Below are 26,280 nucleotides of genomic sequence, written 5' to 3'. Positions count from 1 at the left end.
CAAATTCCGTGTTACTGGGCACCGGTGCCTACCGGGAGGGGATCAGTATCGAAGGTAAAAGCCTCTCCCATGTGATAATTTTCCGCCTACCCTTTCCTGTACCCGATCCGGTCATTGACTATAAGGCGTCGATTGCGAATGATCCCCTGATGGAGGTCAGCGTACCGGAGATAATCATCCACCTCAAGCACGGTATCGGCCGCCTGATCCGAAATGAAACGGATACTGGCACCATCTCCATCATCGACCGGCGTCTCCGGGATGACCCACCGGAGCGATACCATGATATCGTCTGGGAAGCCCTGCCGATCCACAACAGGACTATTGACCTTCAGGTCGTCCGTGAATTTTATGAGAAGGTCTGTAAAATATAAATTAAGATAAAACAGGCAGTTATTTCTATGAAATAACTGCCCGCCCTGCTAGTGAGTCTAAACCTCTTTAGTATCTCAAGTAAAAATCTAAGCGAGTTGACGCATATCCGCTTTAAAAATCAGGAATGGTAAAAACAAAAATTTTTCCGGTTTAATGTTTACATTGTCCCAACTTTCCATTTCTGATATTGGGCTCCGCAGTGGCTTCAGCTCAGTGCAAAGTTTTGCCGAACCTTTAAAAAGCATGTTGGAATCTTCCCGGATTGGTTCAGGGGCATGACCTGTTCAACAGCTGGATGGAGGATAGCTATTACGGCGTGTTGAATGAAATGAAAACCCAGGAATCTTTTCTTACCCTTGGCTGTTTTGGCATGGATGAACGAATTCTATGCCTTACATCTCCGGCAGAAACGGCATCTGACCTGTCTGGACGCATTATTGCGGCCACAGCCCCTGTCTTTCAGCAGATGTAGTGGAAGGGACTGTATGTTGACGTCTGTCCCGTTTCCAGGGAAGAAATTGCATTGGCGGTGCGTCAGAAAGACTGCGATTCGGTCAGCTGCACATGCGACTAATACCTGCGCCTACAGTTGTACCATATGCTGAAATACATTGTGCCAGATAAGACCAGCGTTGATTCCTACATTTTGCTGATAAATCGAAACCTCCATGAACAGCTGTCCCAACAGGAACAGATGCTCCTAAACCAGTTTGTGCATTCTGTCTGGGATGAATTGGCCGCAGGCAGCTGAAGGAGCGAAGAGCTTTCCTATTCAACTGTGTTGCATTGACACCAAGCTATGACTTTCGTCAGCAGCTGTTCAAGCATCAGGCTGTACTAGAGCAGTACCGTGCCAAGTTGGGCAACGAGTATTTAGACAGATTGCCGGAGGAGATCAGCCGCCTGGAAAATCAATATCCTTCTGATAATTGAAACAGCAACGCCTGCTCTGCGTCCAGCAGGATGTTTCTGGGGAAAGCCATCATATGGCATTTTTGATCCAGCGCCATACAGTTCTCCCCATCACAGGTATAGGGCTGCCATACTGACAGGCCGTTGCCGTTAGGATTCCCTGTTTTAATAAAATTTGTCCAATAGTCGCACACCTGCCCGGACAGTTCATAGTCAGCTCCAGTATAGTTTCTCCAGGATCGGGCGATGGTCCGGAATATGTACATATGCTCTCCGGAATGGTATGTTCCCCCAAAAGGGTGGTCGGGGACATCCCGGGTGAACATGTAGAGATAAGATGCCTTTTTCCCCGTCTTAGCTCGATAATCGCACCAGTTGAGCACACCTTGATACATCTTCAGCGTCATCTGACCCAATAGATATTGCTCCGCACCCTCCGGCGTGTCAGCCGCTAACTCTCTAATGATTGGCTCCGCTTCTGCCCCATAGCGGCCGCGTAACATGGCCACTGCCTCCTCCGGATCTTTCCTGTCTGGTTTTTCCATCCAGGTACTGCTTTCATTGGAACAGCAGCCAAGCAGGTAGTCAATGTCATGCTCATCCCCATCCAGCACTGTCTGGTAAAGGGGTTTAGAAAGATAATATCCATCTACCGCAGGACAGAACGGAATAATGCCTATACCAATTTCTTGCTCAAAGGCGGTATAGCCTTCTAAAATCCGTTCTGCAGGAAGCAGACGCGCTTCTTCTATTGAATTTACGCCTAAGCGGGAAAGGAACTTCTCTCCTCTGCGCTCCATGTCCTCCATTGGTTCGGATGATGCCTGCCCTGGTCCAGTCATTCCGCCCAATCCGCCCCCGCTCTCAAATATAGCCCGTTGAATCTTTCCCCGGGTTATCGGAGTGCTGGTCAGCATCTGGGCACTCATAGCTCCGGCAGATTGCCCAAACACGGTAATCCGTTCGGGATCTCCCCCAAACGCGGCGATATTTCGACAGACCCACTCCAGTGCAAAAATTTGGTCCTGAAGTCCATAATTTCCCGAGACATGACGGACTGCCTCTTTACGTAAGTCTGGATGAGCAAAATATCCAAAGGCCCCAAGGCGATAGTTAAACGATACGAAGACAACCCCTCGCTTAGCAAAAGCTTCTCCGTCAGTCTCCAACTTATTGGCGAAGCCCCGTCGGTAAGCTCCACCATAGATCCACAGAGCGACGGGAAGTCTCTCCCCAGAGGACTCAGCCGGAGTGGTAACATTAATATACAAGCAGTCCTCGCTCATAGGAAGCTCTATTGGATAACTTTCCCGCTGAAAAAATGATCCCTTAGGGAACCGGTTCTGCATAGGGATCTCCCGGTATTCCCCTGCCAACAGGGTCCCCTCCCATGCCGGCGCGGGCTGCGGAGCCCGCCACCGCAGCTCTCCTATTGGCGGTGCAGCGTACGGAATCCCCAAAAACAAGCTAAACGCTTGATTATTGCCGCGAATACCACGGACACGCCCAGTTTCCACCGTTGTTTCAATGATCGCCAATTTAATTACCCTCCATAATATGGTAGCGGATTTAGACACGATAGCCAATGGTGTCTTTTCCCAGCTTGTTGCTAAAGCTGTTAAAAAGAGAGAGAAAACAGCCTCCTTGACATGTTCAATTTTTTAGTTTAAACACTCGTAAATTTTGAATAAAATACTTTTCTTTAACAGCCTGAGTAGGCATTTCCAATCCTGTCCAAAGTTTGAAGGAAGCTGCCCCCTGGTAAAGGAGCATATACATGCCGTTAAAAGTCTTTAGGCCTGCCTCTCGGGCCATTTTCAACAGAGCAGTCTCTTGAGGCTCGTAAATTACATCGGAGACCGTCAGATTTGGATGGAAGTAGCTGGAATCCGGGATAAGACAGCCGGGGACCCGATTCATGCCCACGGGAGTAGTGTTGAGCAACAGATCTGCCTGGGCAATACAGCTGCGCAGGCTCTCTAGATCGACTAAGTCATGGAGGGTGACTTTGCAGGAAGTCTGCTCGTTGAGCTGCTCCACAATATGCTTCACCCGGGGCCAGAAGGCGTCGCGGGTGTTGAATACGTCGATGGCCGCCACACCATCAAAGGCGGCCTGCACCAGAATGGCAGTACCCGCACCGCCGGCACCCAGCTGTACCATCCGCTTGCCCACCAGGTCGCACCCGGCGTCCTTGGCGCTCATCATATAGCCGATGCCATCGGTGGTGTAGCCAGTGAAGACCCCGTTTTCATTGACTACGGTGTTCACCGCGCCGCAGATCTTGGCGGCGGGGGAGAGCTGATCGCACAGCTCGGCCATTTTGTTCTTGTCGGGCATGGTGAGATTGAATCCCTTTACGCCCATTACCCGCAGACCGTTCACCGCCGTCTCCAACTGCTCGGGGGGAACATCAAAGGCCAGATACTCATAGTCCAGATTCAGCAGGCGGCAGGCTTCGTTATGCATCTCAGGCGAAATGCTGTGGGCCACGGGGCTGCCCAGCAGACACAGAAGACCGGTATGTCCAGTTACATGTGCACTCATAGACCTCTCTCCTTTCTCAGTCGGCCAGACCACGGTGGAGGATATCCATAGCGGTTTTGAGCTGTTCCACGGGTATTTGTCCGGGAGCGGATACCTGCCCCACGGCGCCAAAGGTCATAGAGGAGCCGAAGTATTCCCCACACAAACGAGTGATGACACCTTTACCCATGGACATAGTAATAATAGGCCGATCAGCATGGCAGTTTGCCATCTCCTGCGTGGCATCCAGCAGAGTGATCACATCTGCGGGGCCTTTGGGCATAACGGCGATCTTGGGGATATCGGTACCCATGTCCTGCATTTTGCGCAGACGGTAAATAATGTCGGACTTGCTGGGAGTACCATTAAAGTCGTGGTTTGAGCCCACGACGACCTTGCCGGCAGCGTGAATGGCGTCGATGGCCTTCCGGACTAGCTCGTCACCGGAGAAGATCTCCACATCTACTGCGTCGGCATCGCCGGAGTTTGCCACAGCGGTATTGAGCGCCAGATAGGCATCCGGGGAAATGTTCTTCTCCCCTCCTTCTTTCTTAGTACGGAAGGTAAAGAGAATGGGCGTTTCACCCAAAGTGGCACGCAGAGCCTTTAAAGTGGAGAGGACCTTGGCAGTGTCAAACACATCCTCGTAAAAATCCACGCGCCACTCCACCACATCCATGGTGTAATTGGCAAATTCCTTCGCCTTGGCAAGGATACCCTCGGTGGAAACTGCCACAATAGGAACAATGACTTTGGGAGAACCGGAACCCACTTCGAGATTACGCAGAATAACGGTTTTCATATTCATACACTCCTTGTATTACCGCAGTTCAAAGCCAGCGCCGGCTTTGTTCATAATATCAAAGAAACCGGGGAAGGACACCGCGGCGCACTCGGGATTGCTGATTTCCATCTCGCCATCGGAAAACAAGCCGCATACGGCCATAGCCATGGCTACCCGGTGGTCGTCGTGGCTGTTGACGCTGGCTCCGGTGAGGGCTCTGCCCCCATGGACAGTCATGGAGTCGGCGGTAATATCCACACTGGCACCACAGGCGGTGAGTACTTCCTGCATCACGGCCACTCGATCAGTCTCTTTCACACGGACATGAGCCAGATTAATGAAGTGGGTATCTCCGTTGGCATAGGCGGCGGCTACGGACAGAGCGGGCAGACTGTCGGGAATGGGATTCATGTCGATCTCCACGCCATGGAGCGGCTTACCGCCTCGGATGGTCATGGAATGATTAGCGGGGTCTTTGGTGATGTCTGCTCCCATGGAAATGAGAATATCCACTACGGCCTTGTCGCCCTGGCTGTCCTCGAAATTCAGTCCGGTGATGGTCAGCTCAGAGGGGGTGCACACCGCAGCCACCAAGGGAAAGGCTACACCGGACCAGTCGGAGGCCACCAGACAGTCACAAGCGATGAGTTTCTGACCGCCCTTGACATAGTAGTGCTTATAGTCGGGGGTGCTGTCTACGGTTACGCCGAAGCGCCTGAGCCAGTCCAGGGTGAGCTGAACATAGGAGGCCTCCAAGGGATTTTCTACAATAATCTCCACAGTTTCCCCGGCGGGAAGCAGAGCGGCAGGGGCCAAGATACCGGAAATATGCTGGCTGTTGAAGCCAGGCAGGTGGCACACGCCACCGTGAAGGGGGCCCTGAATGACCAGAGGAGGGCAGTCGCAGTTAGGCCGGGTGTGAATGCAAGTGCCCCCTAGTTCTGTGAGAGCATCAGTCTCATGCCGCCAAGGACGGCGACGAATCTGCTCATCGCCGGTAATTACGGCGTAACCATCGGTCAGCAGGGTGCAAATACCAGTAACGAAACTGGTGGTGGTTCCAGAGTTCATTGTATCAATGATATTTTCGGGAACCTTGGGCCGTCCGTTCAGGCCAGTGACGGTCCAGGTGTTGGCATCCTCGTCCACTACCACCTGAGCACCGAAAGACTGGGCTGCAGCCAAGGCGGCCAGGCCGTCCTTAGAGGGGAGGGGATTGTGAATGACGGTGGTACCGTCAGCCAGCATCCCAAATAAGACAGCACGGATAGTGTGGCTCTTGGAACCGGGGACGGCAATTTGGCCGGACAGGGCACCCCTGTGAGAATATGCGTACATGACCAATTATCCTTTCTATTTTAATTGCTGACGTTTACCCGATACAAAGTGGGGGCAACGGTCGTTTTCTTTCTTGAAGGATATCTTAATAGAAGGTGAATTTTAACTTTGCGGTTTTATTAAATTAAAAATGTGGCAGCCACCCACCGTTGCTTTTGGACGGCTGCCACATTAAATTTTAGGGATTCTTTCCAAATGCCCTCAATAAGAGCATACTGTTAAAGCGCCCATGTCATCAGGCCAGGAGTTATTGCAAATACGGTAATAATTGCTGTCATCATTAACCAAAAAGGAAAGACCTTCTTAAAGAGCCGGCCAATTGAAATGCCTGCCATAGGTGCCATAATCATAAGGCCGTAACCAAACGGTGGTGTCAGCAGGGCAATGCTCCCAGTTGCTGTCATAATTGTGGTCCAGACTTCCAGATTGGTTCCGATTTGCTCTGCCCAGGGAAGCATGATTGGGATGATAATGTTGCCCGCATTCATAAAAAATCCGGTTAAAGATGTAATGATAATGGTAACCAGGAAAAGAATCGATGGTTCGGAGAAGGTTGTATTATCCAGCAATCCAGCAACCCACTCATTTATGCCAGTTTCAGGCAGAGCGAAAGAAAATGTATTGGCCATCGCCAATACCATACACAAAGGAGCGATTGTTTTTACCGATTTTAAAATGACTTCCCAAACTTGTTTCCAAGTCAATGTCTTATAAATATATACAGCAATAAGTGCGGAGTACAAAACCGAAATTGCCGCTGCCTCGTTTGCTGTAAAAATGCCGCTGAAAATGCTTCCAAGAATGATGATTGGGGACAGCATTGCCCAAATACTATCAGTAAATGTTGACCACAGGCCGTTAGCCTTACGCTCCGAATGTTCAGCCAGAATTAGATCCATATCTAGGTTCTTTTCTTTGCGACAATGAATTAAAGAACAAACAATTAGAGAGGCGGCCAATGTTAGACCAATAACCATACATAGCTTATAGGTATCTGTAATGTTTGCTCCTGTAAGGCCCCCGGTGGACAGAGCTACAGAGGTGGGAGGGATAATCATTCCTAAACAACCTGCGGAGGCCAGGACTGCAGTATAGTAAACCTTATCGTAGCCAATACGAGTTAAAATGGGCAGACACATTGTTCCGATAGCTGCAGTTACTGCAATGGCAGAGCCGGATACCATTCCATAAAATGCGGCAGTCAGCAATGTACAAATGGGGAGAAATGATTTTTTATCTCCAAGAAAATAGGCAAAAAACTCATAAATTCTCTGAGCAATTTTTCCTTCTGACATTAGATTGCCAGCGACAATAAAGAACGCAATGGCCAAATAAATATTTTTATTACCCGCGATGGTCCAGTTTGTAATCGAAATCAGATCATATGTATCAACTCCCATCAATAGAGGCAACAGGGCCGCAGATCCAAAACCTAATACCATGGGTGCTCCGGCAACAATTACCAAGGCTAAAAATATACCCAATACATACGCAAATACCATGATTGCCCCTCCTAATTTTTATTGTTCCATTTCTGGATCATTTTTTGAATCATTCGCAATAAACCAATTGTATATCCCAAAACGGCGGAAAATCCAACGAAGCGCAGTGGAATTCCAGATGCGGAGCCAGCACCGGATGCAGTGATAAATGCCTGAATAGCCCCCCAAAGTAGAATGGCGTATATAACACCACAAAAGACTAATATTGCCGTATTCAAAAGTTTTTGAAGCCTTCCTTTATAGTGGATTAGCGACACTGTCAGGTCACAACTGTATTTCATGCAGTATCCTAATGTGAAAAAGCTAAGATAAGAGTAAAGATATTGGGAAATTTCTTCTGCTGCTTTTGCGGCATCTGGTATTAAATACTTTATAATCGCTTGAAAAATAACGACAGCTGTTCCGATAATGACCAATGCCGCAATAGCGTATTCCTCAAATTTATCAAAAAACTTGTTGAACATCTTATTTGCTCCTTACACTTCTTTTAATTGAATTTCTGGTAAAGCAATTGCATCATAATCCCTCTTAATTTCAAAAAAGTTATCCAAAAAACGAATACAGCGAACGATATTTTTATCTGCCTTGATGGCTGGGCCACCATGTACCTCTCCGGGAAAAATTTCTAAGAGCGCATGGGAATTGCCGCACAATGCATTTATCTTTTCTGTAATCTCCTTTGATTGCAGATATGGAACCAATACATCGGCTGTACCATGCTGAAACAATGCCTTTGGAAACTGGGATGTTACATAATTTACAGGGCTGGCAGAAGCTGCCAACTCGGTTTTTTCGTCTAGGGCCCCACCTAACAATTTGGGGATAGCTTGTGTTTCTACCTTTTCTTCTCCGAATAGCTGTAGTGTTTGTTGATGACCAGTTAAAAGATTACTCGGGCCATACCAGCTAATTAACATGTCCACATGATCTGATTCTTCTGCGTATCCCATGGAGCGATCTTCAAGTTCTTGACAGTTAGGAGCTGCAGCCGCCATTTGAGCAAGATGGGCACCGGCTGAGTTGCCCCAAATAGCAATTTTTTCAGTGCTTAATCCATAATGTCCGCCGTTTTTTCTTAAAAAGCGAAGGGCTGTTTTTATGTCGTGGATTTGTGCCGGCCAAATTGCTTCGGTAGACAATCTATATTCCACTGCGGCAATTGCATAGCCCGCACTGATGATTTTAAAAATTGGGGCCATATAATCCACTAATTTTGTCCCTGAAAACCAGCCGCCACCATGAACATAGACTACTACTGGATATGGAGGTTTTCCGTCGGGCAGAATAATGTCCATCACCTCGCTTTTCGATTTGTTTCCGTAAGTGACATTTGGAAAGACGGATTTGAATTGTTCAAGATCAACCACTTTCATTTTGCTAATCATCCTTTCGCAATATTATGAGTAAATGTTTTCATGAGTTAAAATATATATTTTAGTTGAGATTATGTCAATATAATTCTTGAATTCAATAAAATATTTGCTTTTTCGCCTAAATATTTTGTCTAATTTTTGTGTATACTGCAATATAGAAAAAATATTCTAAAATCGTTTTCTTTGGAGGGGAAATGATTTTTATTTTTTTGATTTATTTTATATTTTTGTTATTTATCTTGAAAAATATTATTTTATGTGTATAATAATATTGTAAATAAATCGTTTCGTTAAAGAACTAATGCGTTTTTTCCTTGGCTATGCGCTTTAAAGGATGTGAATCCACTTTGGATAAAAAGACAACAATTAAAGATGTGGCTGCACTTTGCAGAGTATCTATCGCGACTGTTTCTCGGGTTTTTAGTAACTCGAGTTCTGTTGACCCCGCGATTGCGGAAAAGGTTAAGGCAGCTGCCCTTCAGTTAAATTACCGTCCTAATTTGGCCGCACAGGCCATGAGACGGAAATCTGCAAATCAAATTGCAATCGTTGTTCCTTCGCTTTTGAATTCTTACCATGCTGATATTGTAGCGGGAGCTATTGCTGAAGCTGATCAGTGTGATCAAAATGTAATCGTAAAAATTAGTGACTTTAATCCGAAAACTGAGAGTGAATGTTTTGATTCTCTGACTAACGCATTTATAGATGGGATTCTGTTTCTTCCTACTTCAGGACACAATCCAATAGCACGTTTTCCACAATTTCAAACGCTTCCTCATGTGATTATTGGACGGCGAAATTTCGACAGTCATGCCTCCCATGTTTGTGTGGATAACATTGCGACAGGGTATATAGCAACACAGTATCTGCTGCGGTTAAACCGCAGACGTATAGCCTTGTTGATAAACCTGCCCATAGAACAGTTAGAAAATAAGGATAGCGTAGAAATTTTTAACCTTCTAAATTCCAAATCGCATGAATCCTTTTCTATTTTTGATCGGTTTTCAGGATATCAGACCGCGTTAAAAGAAGGCGGGGTTAATTTCGATTCTCAGCTTCTTATCCCCTGTGGACTATCTGAAGATACTCTTCTTTTCAATATTCAGCGTGTCCTTGGACAACAGATTGAATTTGATGCCATCTTAGCTCCACAGGTCAACGCTGCGATCCAAATCATTCGCTTCCTTTCTTCCCAAGGAATAGACATCCCCAGGGATGTTTCTATTATTTCTTTCACCGGAGGCCCTTTAGCCAACATCAGTAAGCCATCCGTCACAACTATTTCCTCAGATTATTATGAATTGGGGCGTTCGGCGGTCCATCAGTTAAACAGTTTGATTCGCAATGGCGCGGTAAGTGAAATAGTTTACCCTGTCAATTTGGAAATCCGTCAGTCCACACTCAAAAAAATCAAAGCAAATATGGAAAAAGACTAAAATGATATTTACTCTCCACCGAAAATGTGCCTATATCAAAGTGAGCTAGTTTATTGGACTGGATTGTTTAGGGATAGCGCTGATAGTGAATGGTGAACTATTTGTATTGGATTTTTCTGATAGGTGCAGAAGTAAGCGTGATATCATTCTAGCTCCTGAGTGTATTGGCCTAAAATGCGGAATTGCCGCAAGAATGTGACGGTTAATTAATAGTCTACAGGAAATACACCCCGCAAAAACATTCCGCCTACTGCTCCTACAACACTCCCAACAAAGGATATATCCCCTTATCGCCCATCTAAATCATGTGAGGATTCTATGATGTTTCCCTCTAAAGAAAGTGATTGAAACTTGACACCCAAAAGCCTCCGGCCCATCTGGATACTTTTGGTTAGTTTTGTAAAGAGGGACATACTTGAGATGCAAATAGAAGCCTCCGGCTGGACCGGAGGCTTCTGCTGATCGCGCAGGCCCGCCTGTTGACAAATCGGCGCCTTGGCCTTATACTAAATACAGAAAAGGGCGCTATCAGCAAATGGTTAGCACCCTACTTTGATTACAGAAGTAACCGCCGTGGTTGGGAACTGAAAGGCTCCCATTTTGTTGGACACTATGGTAAAATGGTGTCTAACAGAATGGGGGTCTTTCTCAATGCCCAGATATCCAAGAGAAGCAAAACTTGAAATGATACGACTATACCGTGAAGAGCATCGGTCAATGAACTGGATTGTAGAACATTATGGAGTCAGTCTGTCCTATTTGCGCCATCTTTTGGAATTTCTACCCGGCGTACTGGCTGGGGCTGATACTGCTTCAGCCGTCTTTTAACATAGTGAATGAGTGCTGTATTCGTGAACTTTGACAGGTAGCGGATGGTTTTCCCATCCATTCCCGCCGTTTTGCTACCTTTGTTTTTGCTGATATTTCGGTAGGCAAGCAGAATATTTTCATCGGCGGCCACCAGCTCCATCAGCACGGTAAATCGTTTGTTTTCCGCACTTTGGGCATAGAGCCTGTCCAATACCTCCTGCAAGCCGAAGTATTCAGCGTTGCGCAGTTTCGCTTTCTTTTGCAATTTCTTCACTGTCATAGTCGGCATACCTCCTTTGGGGTGTGCCTTTCTTAGTCATACTCGAACCTATGAATACTGTTCTTTTATTCTTGCTTTCAAAGCCGACTGGTGCCTGTTCCTCCACCGCCATTACAGCAGCTTCAACGGTCGTGGCACCGCTCTCAGTTGGATAAAGGCACGTTATACAGTCTGCTTTCCGTGCCAGCACTTCACAGCGCCGCAATGCGCTCCATGCTCCAACCTTTCCACGTTCCGATATTCCTATCTGTGCATATACCTTTAGGTGGCCCCTTTAAGCCAGTGCGCTTGGGCGGCGCCTGTAACGCCGCAGGGAGTTTCATACTAACGACTCTTACTCGTCCCAACGCACACCGCCATAGGCGGCAACCGCATTTCTGCGGCTCATTCGTCTTGACCCGTACATTCAGGGCTTCGTCAGTGCGTTCCACCGCACATCCTCACCATGGGTATTTTATAGACCCCCGACCTATAGGCAACACCATCCACCTCTGGACAGCTTTCGTGTGTGCATCCATACCCTTACGGTTGCTCTCAGCCGACTTCACCGAGCTTCTGACGGTCAGCGTTTCCGCTTACACCGCCAGTCGGAGTCTCAGGGCAGGCGTTTCCGGACGTTACTCCATCATTCCACCTGTCGGATTATCAGTTCTCCAAAGCTATCTAATTCACCTCCCTTTCAGCTTTGTGCCTAACCTTTTCAGTTAAGAACGAGTCGCACCGTAATATGCCTGGTATTTGTTATCCAGGCCCAGCTCTTTCAGGCTGCGGTGGGGATAGCCGTTGGAGATGATGCCCACCACCTTGGGGTCGCTGGCCGTTTCATCAGCCAGATACTTGATGCTCTCGCCGGGGCCTACGGTCTGGGGGACGCCGGGGGTAGTCGGGTTGACGCAGTACGCCGGAGATTCTTTTTGAATACCGTTGTTGGACTCATAGAGAAAATAGGTATAGACCTGTTTTTTGACCGCGCCGTTGATGGAAAGATAGTCCAGTTCATGTTCGCCGTTGTAGATGTTCACCTCGCCCAGGGCGGCCTCCGGTGTGTCTGCGGCAAAGGCGGCGGTAGAAAACAGGCCAAAAAGGGTCAGCAAAGCCAGAAAAAACGATAAGATTCTCTGTTTCATATCGTGCGTATGCCTCCTATTACAATAAAATAAGCGGCCCTTGATGTGCTTGGACACCAGGACCGCTTGCGGCTTTATTCAGTTTTCGTTCAAGTTTCTTTACAGTGTTTGAAGATACTCCAGATAGTCCAGCGAACCATCCAGCAGGATCGCCATATCTCCCCGTGTGATCATGTCGCCTTCCAGGGTGCTGGCTAAGGCCAGCACCAGCTCCACGACCTTCTCACAGGCGGTATCGCATTCCCAGCTGTCCCGTTCCAGGTAGCGGAGCATAACGGTACATGCCATCTACGGGCTGACTAGATTGCCGGGGCCAAACCGCCCGTCCCCATGCCTGGCCATCATTCCCATGGAGGCGCATACGCCAACAGCCACCTGAGCCCACTCCGGCACACCGGAAAAGTTGGTAGTACACATCCGGGTGTACCGATCCTTCTCCCAGGCTACGTGTTTCGGGTTCAGGACGATGGGACTAATCAGGCAGGTCAGTTCTGCCCGTGTCAGCGCCTTGTCCAAATTCAGGTCGCCGTGCTCATCGCCCGACATCAGCCCTGAAGCTGAAGCCGGGCGGCGGCCTCCTCTTGGTCCGTGGAAACCTCCAAAGCATGGGCAGGCAGGGACAGCGCCAGTGTCAATGCGGCGCAGAAATCGTGCATTTCATACTGTTTTCGATCCTGGAATGGGGTGTTGCTATCCCAACCGTACCATAGGGAGGCATAAACTATCTAAGGTGCGATCTTCTTTTCAGCGGGTGAGTTATGGCACCTCCACGGCCCGGACCGCCCAGCGGTAGGCGCTCTGGTTGCGGACACAAGTAAAGAGGGTGATGCAGTTCTCCGCAGTGGGGGACAGCAGGGAATTTTCCATCTCGCTGATCTTGTTCACGCTGGTCACGGCGTAGGTGCGCTTGCCCAGCTTGGTGGTCAGGATGATCTCATCTCCCACATCCAGCGTGTGGATCTCCCCAAAGTGGGCGTTCACGCCCCTGTTATGGGCAGCCACGCAGATGTTTCCGACCCAAATGCTGGTGTCCTCAAAATGGCCCGCTCCCTTTCTCAGCACGGAGCTTCCCGTCCCCTCATAGACCTTCACATTGACATCAATGCTGGGGATTTTCAGGGTCGCCAGGTAGCCGCCCTGATAGTAGAGGTCCGATGTGACCTCTGTGAAGCCGGTGGTGGGGAGGACGCTGGATGTGCCGCCGCTGGGGAAGCCGGAATAATCGGGCGGAGCGACGGTGGTGCCGGCGCTGCCGTTGATAACGGCACCATCGCCCAGCATATAGCCGGGGGCCAGATTGGGGGTCAGCGGAGTGCCGGTATTCGGGGTGTAGGCGGTGGGGCTGCCAAAGGCGGGCGGGACCAGAGCCGCGTTTTTGCTCGCATCCACATTGGGAAGCTCCCCCCGGTCCGCCGTGACAACAGGTTCCACTGAAGTCGGCTTACCATACTCCGGGTCACCGGGGGCGGCGATGTCGTATTCCAACGCGCTGGCGGGAACAGCCAGGGCCGCGGTCAGGCACAGCAGGGACAAAAGCATGGTCAGTTTCTTCATATCGTATTACCTCCGTCGCTTGATGAAGTAGAACGCCCCGCCGCCAAGCAGCACCGCCGCGACAACGGCCACAACCGGCAGAACGCTGTTCTTCTCTCCGGTCTGGGCCTCCTGCCCGGTGGGATCAGTCTGGTCAGGCGGGGCGCTGGGGTCGGAAATATCTCCGGTGTTCTCACCGGGGGCGGGGTCCAGGGCCGTGCCCTCGAAGATCGCCACATAGCGGATTTTGTTCAGATTGATGCGGCTCACGGTGCCCGCGTAGTCGGCGGTGACGGTATAGCCCTTCACATAGGAGCTGGTGGCGGAGCCGGAGTAGGAGGCCATAGCGGTAAAGTGACTGTCTCCCTCGGTCTGCCAGTCCACAGCCTGGAGGGTCATGGAATTTCCGCCGTCCTGAATAGTTTTGGGGATATACTGCGTGTCCTGACTGGCAAGGCCGGGGTAGGTGCGGGTGGCGGTCACGGTTTTGGTGGAGCTGCCATACTCGGCCACCTCCACCTTCACCGTATCCAGTTTCAGGGTCAGCACCCCGGACAGGCCATCCTCCGTGATAAACTCCTTTGTCTGCGGCAGCAAAGCCAGCACCGCGCCCATGTCCTTGCTCCTGCTGTTCACGGACACGGTTTCCATGTGCTGGCGGCTCTCGTTGGCGGGGAGTTCCTGTTTCAGCAGGTCCGTGAGGGTGTAGTGGTAGCCGTCCTGTTCAAAGTCGGAGCGTGGGATGCTGCCGGGGTCATCCTCCGGCCCCAGGTCATACATTTTCCTGATCTCAGTACCATCCTCGCTCCGGGTGACTGCGGTGGGATAGCAGGGTGACGGCTGTGTGGGTTCAGACGGGTCGGCGGCAAGGGCGGCAGGGGCCAGACACATGGAAAGCGCCAGGACGCACATGAGCCGGGCCGCGTGGGTCAGGGGTTTCCGCTTCATAAAAAACTACCTCCATGTTTTTGATTTTAGGCACAAAAAATCCTCATGGCACGCCATGAGGTCCGACAATACCTGTGTTCGGTTTTCTTGCGCGCTGTTCTCCAAAGGTTTTAACCGGCTGAAAAAGGATAGACAAAGCCTTTCTTTTCAGCTGGAACAGCAGGTTTCGGGGAGAGAGTGTGAGAGGGGGGAGAGCGGCAGGCATACTGTGGCCGCAAAAGGGCAGACTTTCCCCTGGGCGTAAGGTTCATCGCTCCATCTCCCTCTGCCGCTTGCGGTACAGCTCCAAAGCCTTCACGATAGTATCCTCAATTTTCTGCGCAGGCGTCCCCGGCTTGAAAAACTTGTTGATCCTTTCCCTGGGAATTTTGAATTGCTCCACCTGATTGGGCTTTTCCTCCTGCATGATGGAGAGGATCACATCCGGGTTCAGCTTGCCATGCTCGGAAAAGCTCCGCATTTTGATGGCCTGGGCATGGGATGGGGTGCGGATTTCTCCCTCCATGACCTCCAGCAAGGCGGTCTGCTCGGCCTCCGGCAGATAGGATAGCTCCACGGCGGGGCGCAGGGCCATTTGCAACTTGCCGGCTTCTTTCAGCACAGAATTGTCCACCATGTCCAGCAATTCCGGGATAAGGTTGGTTAAGCGGATATAGCGGCGTACTTGCTCATGGCTCTCACCAGCGGCCTTTCCAATTTGAGCCGTACTTAAAGCTGCCTTCCCAGATAACTTCTCCACCAGTGGTGGAGAAGTCAAATCCGTTCTTTGCCCTTGCCGTTTCATCGCGTCCAGTTTCATTTTATAGGCAACTGCCTTTTCTGACGGCAATATCTGTTCCCGCTGAAGGTTGCTGTCCACCATGACAATGATGGCCTCATCGTCCGTCAGTTCCCGGATGATACAGGGCACCGTGGGCAGGCCCGCCAACTCCGCCGCCCGCTTGCGCCGGTGGCCGGACACCATCTGATAGCTGCCGTCCGGCATGGGACGGACCAGCGATGGGACCAGGACGCCATATTGCTTTACACTGTCCGCCAGTTCCACCATACTTTGATCCATCCGCACCTTGAATGGGTGATTGGGAAAGTCGCTGATCTCCGCGGCAGGCAGGTCGGTCACATAGCTGCGCTGGGCGTTGTCCCGGTCTTCCTGGGTAGAGAATAGGTCGTTATAAGCCTCGTTCAGCCCCAGGTCGATTGCGGTTCCTTTGTTCAAGGGCGATCACCTCCTTTACCAGCGCGGTGTATGCCGCAGCTACCTTCCCTTTGCTGTCATGGGCGAAAATGCTCTTACCCTCTACGCTACACTCTGCCGCCCGGACAGAGAAAGGCACCTCCGTATTCAATACCCGGAGATCACGTCCGGTCTGCCGCAGGGCCGCGATGATGCTTTTTGCATTGTTGGTACGGCTATCCACCATGGTCAGCAGGATGCCATCGATTTTCAGCAATGGGTTGATCTGTCGCCGTACCTTGGCCACCGATCCCAACAACAGCTTCAAGCCCTTGGTGGACAGGTAGTTAGCCTGACATGGGATAAGAACACTGTCCGCCGCTGCCAGAGCGTTGATGGTCAGCATACCCAGCGAGAGCATACAATCGATCAGAACGTAATCATAATCCCGCTTGACCGTGCCCAGGTAGCTACGCAACACAAATTCCCGGCTCATGGTGTTCACAAGACTTACCTCAAAACTGGACAGGCCGATGTTGGAGGGCACCAGATCGACACCCTCAATATTTTTCAAAATGCCCCTGTCTTGTGGTGAGAGGATACCATTGTCCACAACGATTTGCATCAGGTCAGAGATGGTCGTTTCCAACTCGTCCGGGTTCTTCACACCCAGGCTCACTGTAAGACTTCCCTGGGGATCTGCGTCCACCAACAACACCTTTTTCCCCTGCCGCGCCAGTCCCACACCTAAATTGACCGCCGTGGTCGTCTTACCAACACCGCCCTTTTGATTGGTAACAGCAATCACTTTGCACTTGTCCATGGGCTACTACCTCCTCTTCTTCGGTTATAGTCATAGCCGGTTTACAGCGCTTGCCCAGCACAACAGCCATGTAAAGCGGGCCAGCGGTCCACTTGGGGTCACTGACCCTTGTCTGTGAGAAATGCCAGAACATTCTCCATACCAGCGTCAAAGATGAAGTCCTCGCTCCCCGCCAAAAATTCCTCCATGAACATCTGCGCCAACGCGGGGTACTGCTGGCAGTCGGTGAAGTCCTCCGGCGGCGCGATCTCCACCAGGGCGTAGATGCCCTCCAGCACCTTCATGGCCCCGGCATAGTCGCTGTGGCTCACCATGAGCAGCAGGGCCCTCTCTGTGGCCCGCAACATGTCCGGGTCCCCCACCTCCATGAAAGCGTTCCACAGGGCCTCCATGCTCTTGTTGGCGGCGCTGCGAACATCACCAACCAGCGTCTTGATTTGACTCTCACTGTTCTGCACTTCGACTTTTCTCCAATTCATGATTTTTCCTCCTACTGTAAAATCATAGCTGTCAAAAGAATTTTAGACGGCTATGTAGGCTTTTGGGCAGGGCAAAAATATTTAAACTGACAACCACTCCATTTTCCCATTAGCAGAGGATGATGCTGGTTTTTTGCCTGATTAGCAAAAGTTCTCTTTTTTCGGTAGAAAAGCAAAAAAACCTTGCTAATTGATTAGCAAGGTTTCGGAGGAAGATGGTATGTAGTTCAAGGCGAGTTTGGGGGTAACAGTGCTTAGCAAGAAATAACGGATTGAGCGCCCACCATTCAGGTGAGAAATACAGTGGTTTCCCTCATTTTTCAAAAAGTTATAAAAAAAGCACAAAACCTTCTGGAAACCCGAAGATTTTGTGCTACTAATGGCACCCGCGGGAGGATTTGAACCTCTGGCCTACCGCTTAGGAGGCGGTCGCTCTATCCAGCTGAGCTACGCGGGCCTATGAAATTACCCGATTGAAATCGAACTCGGAATGGTACGCTTGTATCCCCGGAGTGGGGCGCTCTGTTCCCTACTTAGGAGGCGGTCGCTCTATCCTACTGAGCTACGGGCGCATAAGAATCTGCTTTATTTTAACGCAAGCTGCCCCTTCTGTCAACGCCGATCTTCCGCAAACACCACAAACGCCCGGTCCGAAAGGACCGGGCGTTTGTGGGAAGAAGGAGACAATACAAAAGGGGACCGGGCCCCGGCCTGCCGACTGGCAGGCATGTCCGGCGGCCTTCTGTACAGGGGTAGCGATGGAAACGGAGGTCAGCGGCCCCCTTCGGGGCCCCGGCCTCGGCTTTCCGCCTTGGACCTTTCAGCGGCCTCGCGCCGCCTCTCTGGAAAACCGTGCCGGCCCGGCCGGGCCGGCACGGAATGGATCAGAACTGGCTCTCAGATCACTCCACGTCCATGTCCGGCTTGTTGAACTCGCCGAACAGCTCCTCGTTGCTGGGCATATCCTCGGGCAGAGGACGGGCCACCCAGGTGGTATTCATGTAGTGCTTCAGGCAGATGTTCTCGGACACGATGTTGCCGCCCCAGGTGCCGCACCCCATGGAAGACGTGGGAGGCATGCCGTTGGTGGAAGAACCGGAGTTGCCGCGGTTGTTGGGCTGGCGCACCATGATGCGGGACACGGGGGCGCACATGCCCAGACGATGGATGTGGTCGTCGTCGAAGGAGTAGATGCCGCAGCTGTGGCCCTTGCCGCCCACGTTGAACATGGCCTGCATCATGGTCAGCGCGTTCTCAAACTCCCCGTAGTACTTGAACAGGGTCAGCAGAGTGGTCAGCTTCTCGCTGGAGAAGAAGTGCTCCTTGCCCACGTTCTCGATGCCGCCGCCGGTCACAGCGATGAACTTCCGGTCAGCCGGGATCTCGAACCCAGCGGCCTCCGCCAGCTTCTGCGGGCTGATGGCCACGGTGTTGGGCAGACGGTGCCCCGCCTCGTCCCACATGACGGCCTTCAGCTTCTCAGCCTCTTCCTCGTTGGCCAGGTAAGCGCCCTCCTTCACCAGGGCGGCTACGAACCCGTCGTACACGTCCTCGTGGATGATCAGGTTGCCGTCGCAGGAGCAGCCGGAGCCGAAGTCGGAGCACTTGGAGATCCGGGTGTTCATGGCAGCCTCAGCCTGACGCTCGGGGGTGTTGCAGGTGTTGTCGATGATGACAGTCGCGTTGCCGGCGCCGGAGCCGTAGGCCGGCACACCGGAGGAGTATGCGGACTTGACCATGGGACGACCGCCGGTGGCGATGACCAGGTCGCAGCGCTTCATCAGCTCCTGGGTCAGGGTGATGCTGGGCTCCTCGATGCCCTGGATGATGTCGGCGGGAGCGCCCTCACGCACCAGGGTCTCACGGATGATGTTGATGCACTTGTTGGTGGTCTTCTTCGCGCGCGGATGGGGGCTGCAGATGATGACGTCACGGGCCTTGATGGCGTAGATCACCTGGCCGGCAGGGGTCAGGCAGGGGTTGGTGGTGGGCACCAGGGACGCGATCACGCCCACAGGCTTGGCATACTTCACGATGCCCTTCTCAGGGATCTCCTCGATCACGCCCACGCTCTTCTGACGCAGGCAGTCCCGCAGGATCAGCTTCAGCTTGTTCCGCTTGTTCCGCTTGGTCACCTTGTCGCCCAGGCCGGTCTCGTCCACCGCCTCGTCAGCCAGGTTCGCCCAAACCTTCATGTCGATCACAGAAGCGGCGACCGCCTGGCACAGCCGGTCCACGCGCTCCTGGTCATAGGTGGCGATGATCTCCGCCGCAGCGCGGGCCTTAGCGACCATCCCGTCCAGCATTTCGATCTGCTCAGGAGTGACTTCTTTCGCCATTGTAATGATCTCCTTTTCCTTATTATTTGCCGGACCTCCGTCCAGCTTTCCTTACTGTCGCCATTATACCACTTCTTCCTCTCCCGTCCAATACTTCATTTCAATGAAAATGATAGAGGCATTTTATGAAAAACTTTTTCATTCTTTGGCCTTTTTTCTGTCATATGGATGATTTTTCCTCTCTTTTCCCCCGAAGGGACAATGGTTATGCTTGACACCGGCCCCGGAATAGAATATCTTTATAATATGTCCTTAAATTAGACCCGGCACCAGGAATCGACTCCCTCAGGCTCGACTCCGGCTTCGCCAAACCATGCAGGGAGGTGGACTTCTTGACTTTGCTTCAGCTCCAATATTTTCAGGTCCTGGCCCGTGTCCTGCACTACACCAGGGCGGCGGAAGAGCTGCACATCTCCCAGCCCTCCCTCAGCTATTCCATCAGCGAGCTGGAAAAGGAACTGAGGGTCAAGCTGTTCGAGAAGGAGAACCGGAAGATCAGCCTGACCGCCTATGGGGAACAGTTTCTCCCCTATGTGCAGCGTTCCCTGGCCCTGCTGGACGAGGGGGCCGCTGTTCTGGAACAGATGGCGGGCAATCTGCCCCAAGTAGCCAAGCTGGGCTACTTCCACAGCATCTCCGCCTCCCTGATCCCTGCGCTGGTGGAGGGCTTCTACCGGGAGGAGGACAACCGGAGCATCCGCTTCCAGTTTACAGAGGGCCCTTCCTTTGATATCTTTAACCAGGTGAAGGCCGGGGAGCTGGATATGGCCTTCGGGATGCACCGGGATGACTGGGCCGAATCGGTCATCATCATGCGTCAGCCCCTGTATCTGGCGGTCCCCAGCGACCACCCCCTGGCTGCCCGCCACTCCGTCACCTTTGATGACTTTGCCCGGGAGCCCCAGGTGATGCTGGACAAGCCCAGCAGCCTGCGCACCCAGATGGACCGCATCTTCGCCCAGCGGGGCGCGGTGCCCAACGTGGTGTTCGAGGTGCGGGAGTGCAACGCCGCCCTCCAGTATGTGGCCCTGAAATTCGGGGTGTCAGTGCTTCCCCAGGTTCCAGCCATGGACACGGAGAAGGTGTCCATCATCCCCATCTCTGACCAGGACAAGGAGTTTGTCCGCACGGTCTATCTCTCCTGGTCCCGCTCCCGCCCCATGTCTCCCGCTGCCCAGAGGGTGCGGGACTATATCGTGGAGCACTACTCCATCCCGGAATGAACCGTTCCGCCGGAGGTCCGCCCGGACCTCCGGTGTTTTTTCTCTCCCCGGCACACCGCGGAAAATTTCCGAAAAACCCCGATTTTTTCCTTTACAGCCGGGCCAAACTATGATATAGTATCTCAGCATGGAATCATGCGTCATCCTGCCCATCCGCTTCGTTTCAGGGTACGGCCCGGACAAGAGCCCGGGGCTTCACCCACCTGTTACGCAGCCCTTTGGGCAAATCATTGGAAAGGTGGAATCTCCCATGATCCGCAAGGACGAAAAGACGGCCGTGATCGAGGCCAACCGCACCCATCCCACGGACACCGGCTCCCCCGAGGTCCAGATCGCCATCCTCACTGCCCGTATCAACGAGCTCACCGAGCACCTGAAGGTCCACAAGCAGGACAACCACTCCCGCCGCGGCCTGCTGAAGATGGTCGGTAAGCGCCGCAAGATGCTGGACTATCTGATGGCCAAGGACATCGAGCGCTACCGCGCTATCATTGCCAAGCTGGGCATCCGTAAGTAATTTGTTGAATAAGGGGTGGCGCGCCTGCGCCACCCTTTCTTCCCATCTGAGACCAACTTTTCCCGAGGGCAATGCCGCTTTTTTAGCAGTTGAATCCGGGCCTGAAGCGGGCGGGCGCCGGCATGAGGAGGGCCTTCCTTCAGACCCGGATTCAAGTGCTAAAGGGCTGGTATTCCACCTCCGGGACAAAAAACTTCAACAAAGGAGTGTAGACATGTCAACCATCATCAAGCACAAGGAATTCCCCAAGTTCAAGAGCTGGACCATGGACCTGTGCGGCCGTCCCCTGACCATCGAGGTGGGCAAGGTGGCCGAGCTGGCCAGCGCCTCCGCCATGGTCAAATATGGCGAGACCACCGTCATGGTGGCCGTCACCGTCTCCCCCCGCCCTCGGGACGGGGTGGACTTCTTCCCCCTGTCCGTGGACTTTGAGGAGAAGCTGTACGCCGTGGGCCGCATCCCCGGCTCCTTCATGCGCCGGGAGGGCCGTCCCTCTCTGCCCGCCGTGCTGGCCAGCCGCCTGATCGACCGGCCCATGCGCCCCCTGTTCCCCTACGACTTCCGCAACGACGTGTGCATCCAGTGCACCGTCATGAGCGTGGACTACGACTGCTCCCCCGAGGTGGCCGCCATGATCGGTGCCTCTGCCTGTGTGAGCTATTCCGAGATCCCCTTCGCCGGCCCCATCGGCTGCCTGGAGGTGGGCTATGTGGACGGTCAGATCGTCCTCAATCCCAATCAGGAGCAGCGCAAGACCTCCCGCATGGACGTGACTGTGGCCGCCACCGCTGAGAAGGTGGTCATGATCGAGGCCGGGGCCGACGAGATCCCCGACGAGATCATGTACGCCGGCATCGTGAAGGCCCACGAGGAGATCAAGAAGCAGGTGGCCTTCATCAACCAGATCGTTGCCGAGATCGGCAAGCCCAAGATGGAGTATGAGCACGCTCAGTTCAACCAGGAGCTGTTCGACAAGATCGTGGCCGACTTCATGGACGAGGCCAAGGCCGCCATGGATACCGACGACAAGAATGTCCGGGAGACCCGCTGGAACGCCATGATCGACCACTGGCACGAGAAGTATCTGGAGGAGTATCCGGATATGGACCAGTACCTGGAGGAGTTCACTTACAAATTCCAGAAGAAGATCGTCAAGGCATGGCTGCTGGAGGGCCACCGTGTGGACGGCCGCGCCAAAAACGAGATCCGTCCCCTGGCCGCCGAGGTGGGCGTGCTGCCCCGGGTCCACGGCTCCGGCCTGTTCACCCGCGGTCAGACCCAGGTCCTGTCTGTGTGCACCCTGAACACCCTGGCCGCCTCCCAGAAGCTGGACACCATCTGGGAAGAGACCGAGAAGCGGTATATGCACCACTACAACTTCCCGCCCTACTCCGTGGGCGAAGCCAAGCCGCCCCGCTCCACCAACCGGCGGGAGTACGGTCACGGCGCTCTGGCCGAGCGGGCCCTGCTCCCCGTGCTGCCCAGCCAGGATGAGTTCCCCTATGCCATCCGCGTGGTCTCCGAGGTGCTCTCCTCCAACGGCTCCACCTCTCAGGGCTCCATCTGCGGCTCCACCCTGGCCCTCATGGACGCCGGCGTGCCCATCAAGGCCCCTGTCGCCGGCATCTCCTGCGGTTTGATCCAGGACGACGACGGCGGCTTCACCACCTTCATCGACATCCAGGGCGTGGAGGACTTTCACGGTGAGATGGACTTCAAGGTGGCAGGCACCAAGGCGGGCATCACCGCCATCCAGATGGACCTGAAGAACGACGGCCTGACCCACGAGATCATCAAGGAAGCCCTGGACATCACCCGGGATGCCCGGTACGCCATTCTGGACGAGATCATGCTCCCCTGTATCGCCGCCCCCCGGCCCGAGGTGAGCAAGTACGCCCCCAAGATGATCACCATCAAGATCGACCCCGACAAGATCCGGGAGGTCATCGGCAAGGGCGGCTCCGTCATCCAGAAGATCACCGCCGAGTCCGGTGCTCAGGTGGACATTGAGGATGACGGCACCATCCACATCGCCTCCCCCAACGCCGAGGCCTGTGACGCCGCCAAGAAGATGATTGAGACCATCGTCTTCGTCCCCGAGGTGGGCCAGTTGTATTACGGCAAGGTGGTCCGCATCCTCCAGTTCGGCGCTTTCGTGGAGCTGGCCCCCGGCAAGGACGGTATGGTCCACATCTCCAAGCTGGCGGAGCGCCGGGTGGAGAAGGTAGAGGATGTGGTCAATATTGGCGACATGATCTGGGTCAAGGTCACCGACATCGACGACAAGGGCCGGGTCAACCTGTCCTACAAGGACGCCCTGCGGGAGATCAAAGCCAAGCAGGCCGCCGGTGAGAGCGTGAAATAACTATCCACACGTGAGTTTGGCGGCGGAGTGCGGGCACTCCGCCGCCTTTTTCTGATGGGGACAAAGCTATGGGCTATTCTGTGTTAAGCAAATATCGCTCTGAGCTGATGGGGGCCGCCATGCTCTGGGTGATGCTGTTCCATGCCGCCGATCTGACCTTCCCCATCCCCGGGCTGGACCTGTTTCGGGCGGCGGGCTTCGGCGGGGTGGACATCTTCATCCTGCTCTCCGCCATGGGGCTGTCCCTCTCCCTGAGCCGCCGGGAGCAGGAATACGGTGCCTTTCTGGCGCGCCGGGCCCGGCGCATCCTCCCCGCCTATTTTGTGGTGATGGTTCCCTACACCCTCTTCCTCATTCTTCGGGGACAGGCCCCCCTCTCCGCCCTGGTGTGGAACTCCACCCTCCTCGCCTACTGGGTCCATGCCCCTGGGGCCTTCAACTGGTATGTGTCCGGCATCCTGCTCTTCTATGTCCTCACCCCCTGGTGTTTCCGCCGGCTGCGCCGCTCCAGGCACCGGGTGCTGTGGACGGCAGGGGCCGGTGCCGCGGCAGTGGCTGTGTGCCACGTGCTGATCCAGGACGAGTACTGGCACTACCTGGACATCTTTTACCGCTTCCCCATCTTTTTTCTGGGGCTGCTGGTGGGGCTCTATGTGTGGGAGGACCGCCGGCTGGGCAGGCGTGATCTGCTGTTCTGGACCCTGTGGCTGGCGGCCGGCCTGTGCTACCTGGCCGCGGCCCTGCCCCGGCTGGAGGTCCCCCACCTCCCCATGTGCCATCTGTTTCTGTTCACCACCGTCCCCATGTGCCTGGCGGGCTGCGCCTGCTTTGAACACCTGCCCCTGGGATGGCTGCGCCGGGGACTGCGGCTGGTGGGGGAGCACAGTCTGGAGATCTATCTGCTCAACGTCAGCCTCTTCTCCGAGACTGCCCTGCTGCGCAGCTGGCTCCCTCTGGGGACTGGCCCCTACTATTTCCTCGCCTTTTTCCTGAATATCCTTTTGGGCATCCTGCTCCACCGGGGGGTGGAGGCCGGGATGCGCCGCATCCAGGCCCGCCGGGCCAATTGATCCGCAAAGGAGGCCGCACTATGGGAAAGATCAAACGTCTGCTGGACCGCTTCGACGAGATGGGCCGCTACCCCATCCAGGAGCTGGGCTACTCCCGCACCTGGCTGATGTTCAGCTATCTGGGGGCCTTTCTGGTCCACCGCTGCACCATCGCCGACTACTTCCTCTACCACTTCTATGAGCGCAACCGCCGGGGCCGGGCGGAATTCGTCACCCTGTACGACATGCGGGATATCCACCGCAAGAACCCCCAGACCGCCTTCGCCGACTTTGAGGAGAAGGACCGCTTTCTGGACCGGTTCCAGGCCTATGTGCACCGGGACTGGATCGGCCGGGTGTGCCGGAACAGCCGGGAGGAATTCGACGCCTTTGCGGACCGCCATCCCCGCTGCATCATCAAGCCCCGCACTGACTCCGGCGGCCACGGCGTGGAGCTGTGCACCATCACTCCAAACGGATCAGGTGTGGGAGCGGCTCACCTCCCAGGATATGATCGCCGAGGAGCTGCTGGAGCAGTGCCCGGAGATGGCCGCCCTCCACCCCAGCTCGGTGAATACAGTCCGGGCCCTCACCATCCGGGGAAAGCTTTGCTCCGCCGTCCTGCGCATGGGGGTGGGCGGCGGCTTTGTGGACAACGGCTGCTCCGGAGGCATTTTCGCCGGCCTGGACGTGGACACCGGCATCGTCACCACCCAGGGGGCCGATCTGATGGAGCACCGCTTCCTCCTCCACCCCACCACCGGCCTGACTATCCCCGGCTTCCAGGTCCCCCAGTGGGAACAGGTGCGCCAGACGGTAGAGGAGGCGGTGACCCTGGTCCCCAACGCCATCATCGTGGGCTGGGACGTGGCCGTCACCGCCCAGGGTCCTGTGCTTATCGAGGGCAATGCCTATCCCAGTGTGCAGATCATGCAGACAGCTGGGATGCAGGGACTCAAGCGCCTGTGGAACAGCGCCCTGCGGGGCTGACCGCCTTCTGCCCGGGCGCGGAGGCCGAATTTTCGGCCCCCGCGCCCTTCTTTTCGTCTTTTTTCTTGATTTTCCGACCATTCTGTTATAGACTGTCTAAGACTTGCCAGGATAGGTGGCTGCCTCCCCCGCAGTCAATCTTTTCGAAGGAGAGATCTATGTACCGTTCCATTACCCTGCCCAACGGGGCAAAGCTGCTGACCGAATTCGTCCCCGGAGCCCGCACTGCGGCCCTGGGGTTCTTTGTGGGCACCGGCTCCCGCCACGAGCGCGCCGCGGAGAGCGGCGCGGCCCACTTTATTGAGCACATGTCCTTCAAGGGGACCCAGCGGAGGGACGCTGGCGCTCTGGCCCGGGAGACCGACGCCATCGGCGGG

Annotated in this window: 24 protein-coding genes, 1 tRNA gene and 1 pseudogene; 8 read left to right on the top strand and 18 right to left on the bottom strand. The window is 53.9% G+C overall.

Annotation, left to right across the window (positions count from 1 at the left end; translation table 11 throughout):
• The coding region (locus tag BN1969_RS00355) for a helicase C-terminal domain-containing protein (RefSeq protein ID WP_272867217.1) at positions 1-374 on the top strand (374 nt) is incomplete at its 5' end.
• A 912-nt stretch (positions 375-1,286) separates the two neighbouring features.
• Here the strand turns inward: BN1969_RS00355 and BN1969_RS00350 are convergent.
• The 7 genes from BN1969_RS00350 to BN1969_RS00320 all read right to left on the bottom strand — a co-directional run bounded on the left by BN1969_RS00350 (position 1,287) and on the right by BN1969_RS00320 (position 8,810).
• Positions 1,287-2,825, bottom strand: coding sequence for a carboxylesterase/lipase family protein (locus BN1969_RS00350; RefSeq protein WP_050622473.1), 1,539 nt, complete (start codon positions 2,823-2,825; stop codon positions 1,287-1,289).
• A gap of 115 nt (positions 2,826-2,940) precedes the next feature.
• Positions 2,941-3,834 (bottom strand): shikimate dehydrogenase, encoded by an 894-nt coding sequence (gene aroE, locus BN1969_RS00345; protein ID WP_050622472.1) that lies wholly within the window; start codon positions 3,832-3,834, stop codon positions 2,941-2,943.
• Positions 3,835-3,850: 16 nt separating this feature from the next.
• Positions 3,851-4,615 carry a type I 3-dehydroquinate dehydratase gene (aroD, locus tag BN1969_RS00340; protein ID WP_050622471.1) on the bottom strand — a complete coding sequence of 255 codons (765 nt, stop codon included), beginning with the start codon at positions 4,613-4,615 and terminating at the stop codon, positions 3,851-3,853.
• An 18-nt stretch (positions 4,616-4,633) separates the two neighbouring features.
• Positions 4,634-5,935 carry a 3-phosphoshikimate 1-carboxyvinyltransferase gene (aroA, locus tag BN1969_RS00335; protein WP_050622470.1) on the bottom strand — a complete coding sequence of 434 codons (1,302 nt, stop codon included), beginning with the start codon at positions 5,933-5,935 and terminating at the stop codon, positions 4,634-4,636.
• Positions 5,936-6,153: 218 nt separating this feature from the next.
• Positions 6,154-7,437 (bottom strand): TRAP transporter large permease, encoded by a 1,284-nt coding sequence (locus BN1969_RS00330; RefSeq protein ID WP_050622469.1) that lies wholly within the window; start codon positions 7,435-7,437, stop codon positions 6,154-6,156.
• 11 nt (positions 7,438-7,448) lie between these two features.
• Positions 7,449-7,901: a TRAP transporter small permease gene (locus tag BN1969_RS00325; RefSeq protein ID WP_050622468.1), complete on the bottom strand. Its 453-nt coding sequence runs from the start codon at positions 7,899-7,901 to the stop codon at positions 7,449-7,451.
• Between the two features lie 12 nt (positions 7,902-7,913).
• Positions 7,914-8,810 carry an alpha/beta hydrolase gene (locus tag BN1969_RS00320; protein WP_050622467.1) on the bottom strand — a complete coding sequence of 299 codons (897 nt, stop codon included), beginning with the start codon at positions 8,808-8,810 and terminating at the stop codon, positions 7,914-7,916.
• Between the two features lie 347 nt (positions 8,811-9,157).
• Between BN1969_RS00320 and BN1969_RS16875 the strand changes: the two genes are divergently transcribed.
• A complete protein-coding gene (locus tag BN1969_RS16875; protein WP_077138656.1) occupies positions 9,158-10,246 on the top strand; it encodes a LacI family DNA-binding transcriptional regulator in 1,089 nt (362 codons plus the stop codon).
• Between the two features lie 745 nt (positions 10,247-10,991).
• On the opposite strand, the gene BN1969_RS00310 is transcribed toward BN1969_RS16875, so the two are convergent.
• The 11 genes and pseudogenes from BN1969_RS00310 to BN1969_RS00265 all read right to left on the bottom strand — a co-directional run bounded on the left by BN1969_RS00310 (position 10,992) and on the right by BN1969_RS00265 (position 19,759).
• Positions 10,992-11,336, bottom strand: a complete 345-nt coding sequence (locus tag BN1969_RS00310) for a hypothetical protein (RefSeq protein WP_050622465.1) — start codon at positions 11,334-11,336, stop codon at positions 10,992-10,994.
• A 722-nt stretch (positions 11,337-12,058) separates the two neighbouring features.
• A pseudogene (locus tag BN1969_RS00305) lies at positions 12,059-12,463 on the bottom strand (thioester domain-containing protein); the annotation flags it as partial.
• 99 nt (positions 12,464-12,562) lie between these two features.
• Positions 12,563-12,751, bottom strand: a complete 189-nt coding sequence (locus BN1969_RS18395) for a hypothetical protein (RefSeq protein ID WP_242850250.1) — start codon at positions 12,749-12,751, stop codon at positions 12,563-12,565.
• Positions 12,752-13,009 carry a hypothetical protein gene (locus BN1969_RS18390; protein WP_242850249.1) on the bottom strand — a complete coding sequence of 86 codons (258 nt, stop codon included), beginning with the start codon at positions 13,007-13,009 and terminating at the stop codon, positions 12,752-12,754.
• A gap of 210 nt (positions 13,010-13,219) precedes the next feature.
• Positions 13,220-14,017: a class D sortase gene (locus BN1969_RS00295; RefSeq protein WP_050622463.1), complete on the bottom strand. Its 798-nt coding sequence runs from the start codon at positions 14,015-14,017 to the stop codon at positions 13,220-13,222.
• A 6-nt stretch (positions 14,018-14,023) separates the two neighbouring features.
• Entirely contained in the window at positions 14,024-14,944 is a 921-nt protein-coding gene (locus BN1969_RS00290) for an LPXTG cell wall anchor domain-containing protein (RefSeq protein WP_050622462.1), read from the bottom strand.
• Positions 14,945-15,191: 247 nt separating this feature from the next.
• Complete coding sequence (locus BN1969_RS00285) at positions 15,192-16,160, bottom strand: ParB/RepB/Spo0J family partition protein (RefSeq protein ID WP_050622461.1); 969 nt, start codon at positions 16,158-16,160, stop codon at positions 15,192-15,194.
• On the bottom strand, positions 16,114-16,941 hold the full coding sequence (locus BN1969_RS00280; protein WP_050622460.1) for a ParA family protein: 828 nt from the start codon (positions 16,939-16,941) through the stop codon (positions 16,114-16,116). The genes BN1969_RS00285 and BN1969_RS00280 overlap by 47 nt, the downstream gene beginning before the upstream one ends.
• A 98-nt stretch (positions 16,942-17,039) precedes the next feature.
• The gene (locus BN1969_RS00275) at positions 17,040-17,420 is read right to left on the bottom strand and encodes a hypothetical protein (protein WP_050622459.1); all 381 of its coding nucleotides are present in this window, start codon (positions 17,418-17,420) and stop codon (positions 17,040-17,042) included.
• A 380-nt stretch (positions 17,421-17,800) separates the two neighbouring features.
• Positions 17,801-17,877, bottom strand: a tRNA-Arg gene (locus BN1969_RS00270).
• A gap of 445 nt (positions 17,878-18,322) precedes the next feature.
• Positions 18,323-19,759: an aldehyde dehydrogenase family protein gene (locus BN1969_RS00265; protein ID WP_050622458.1), complete on the bottom strand. Its 1,437-nt coding sequence runs from the start codon at positions 19,757-19,759 to the stop codon at positions 18,323-18,325.
• 332 nt (positions 19,760-20,091) lie between these two features.
• On the opposite strand from BN1969_RS00265, the gene BN1969_RS00260 reads away from it, so the two are divergent.
• The 6 genes from BN1969_RS00260 to BN1969_RS00235 all read left to right on the top strand — a co-directional run.
• A complete protein-coding gene (locus BN1969_RS00260; RefSeq protein ID WP_050622457.1) occupies positions 20,092-20,982 on the top strand; it encodes a LysR family transcriptional regulator in 891 nt (296 codons plus the stop codon).
• Positions 20,983-21,232: 250 nt separating this feature from the next.
• Positions 21,233-21,499 (top strand): 30S ribosomal protein S15, encoded by a 267-nt coding sequence (gene rpsO, locus BN1969_RS00255; protein WP_008982127.1) that lies wholly within the window; start codon positions 21,233-21,235, stop codon positions 21,497-21,499.
• Positions 21,500-21,713: 214 nt separating this feature from the next.
• A complete protein-coding gene (locus tag BN1969_RS00250) occupies positions 21,714-23,864 on the top strand; it encodes a polyribonucleotide nucleotidyltransferase (protein ID WP_050622456.1) in 2,151 nt (716 codons plus the stop codon).
• Between the two features lie 68 nt (positions 23,865-23,932).
• A complete protein-coding gene (locus BN1969_RS00245; RefSeq protein WP_050622455.1) occupies positions 23,933-24,934 on the top strand; it encodes an acyltransferase family protein in 1,002 nt (333 codons plus the stop codon).
• A gap of 369 nt (positions 24,935-25,303) precedes the next feature.
• Positions 25,304-25,903 carry a sugar-transfer associated ATP-grasp domain-containing protein gene (locus BN1969_RS17400; protein ID WP_187120320.1) on the top strand — a complete coding sequence of 200 codons (600 nt, stop codon included), beginning with the start codon at positions 25,304-25,306 and terminating at the stop codon, positions 25,901-25,903.
• A gap of 158 nt (positions 25,904-26,061) precedes the next feature.
• The coding region (locus BN1969_RS00235) for an insulinase family protein (RefSeq protein ID WP_147576940.1) at positions 26,062-26,280 on the top strand (219 nt) is incomplete at its 3' end.

The sequence above is a fragment of the Clostridium phoceensis genome, from assembly GCF_001244495.1.
Taxonomy (GTDB): Bacteria; Bacillota; Clostridia; order Oscillospirales; family Oscillospiraceae; genus Lawsonibacter; species Lawsonibacter asaccharolyticus.
The sequence above is the reverse complement of the archived record's forward strand: the minus strand, read 5'-3'. Positions and strand labels throughout refer to the sequence as shown.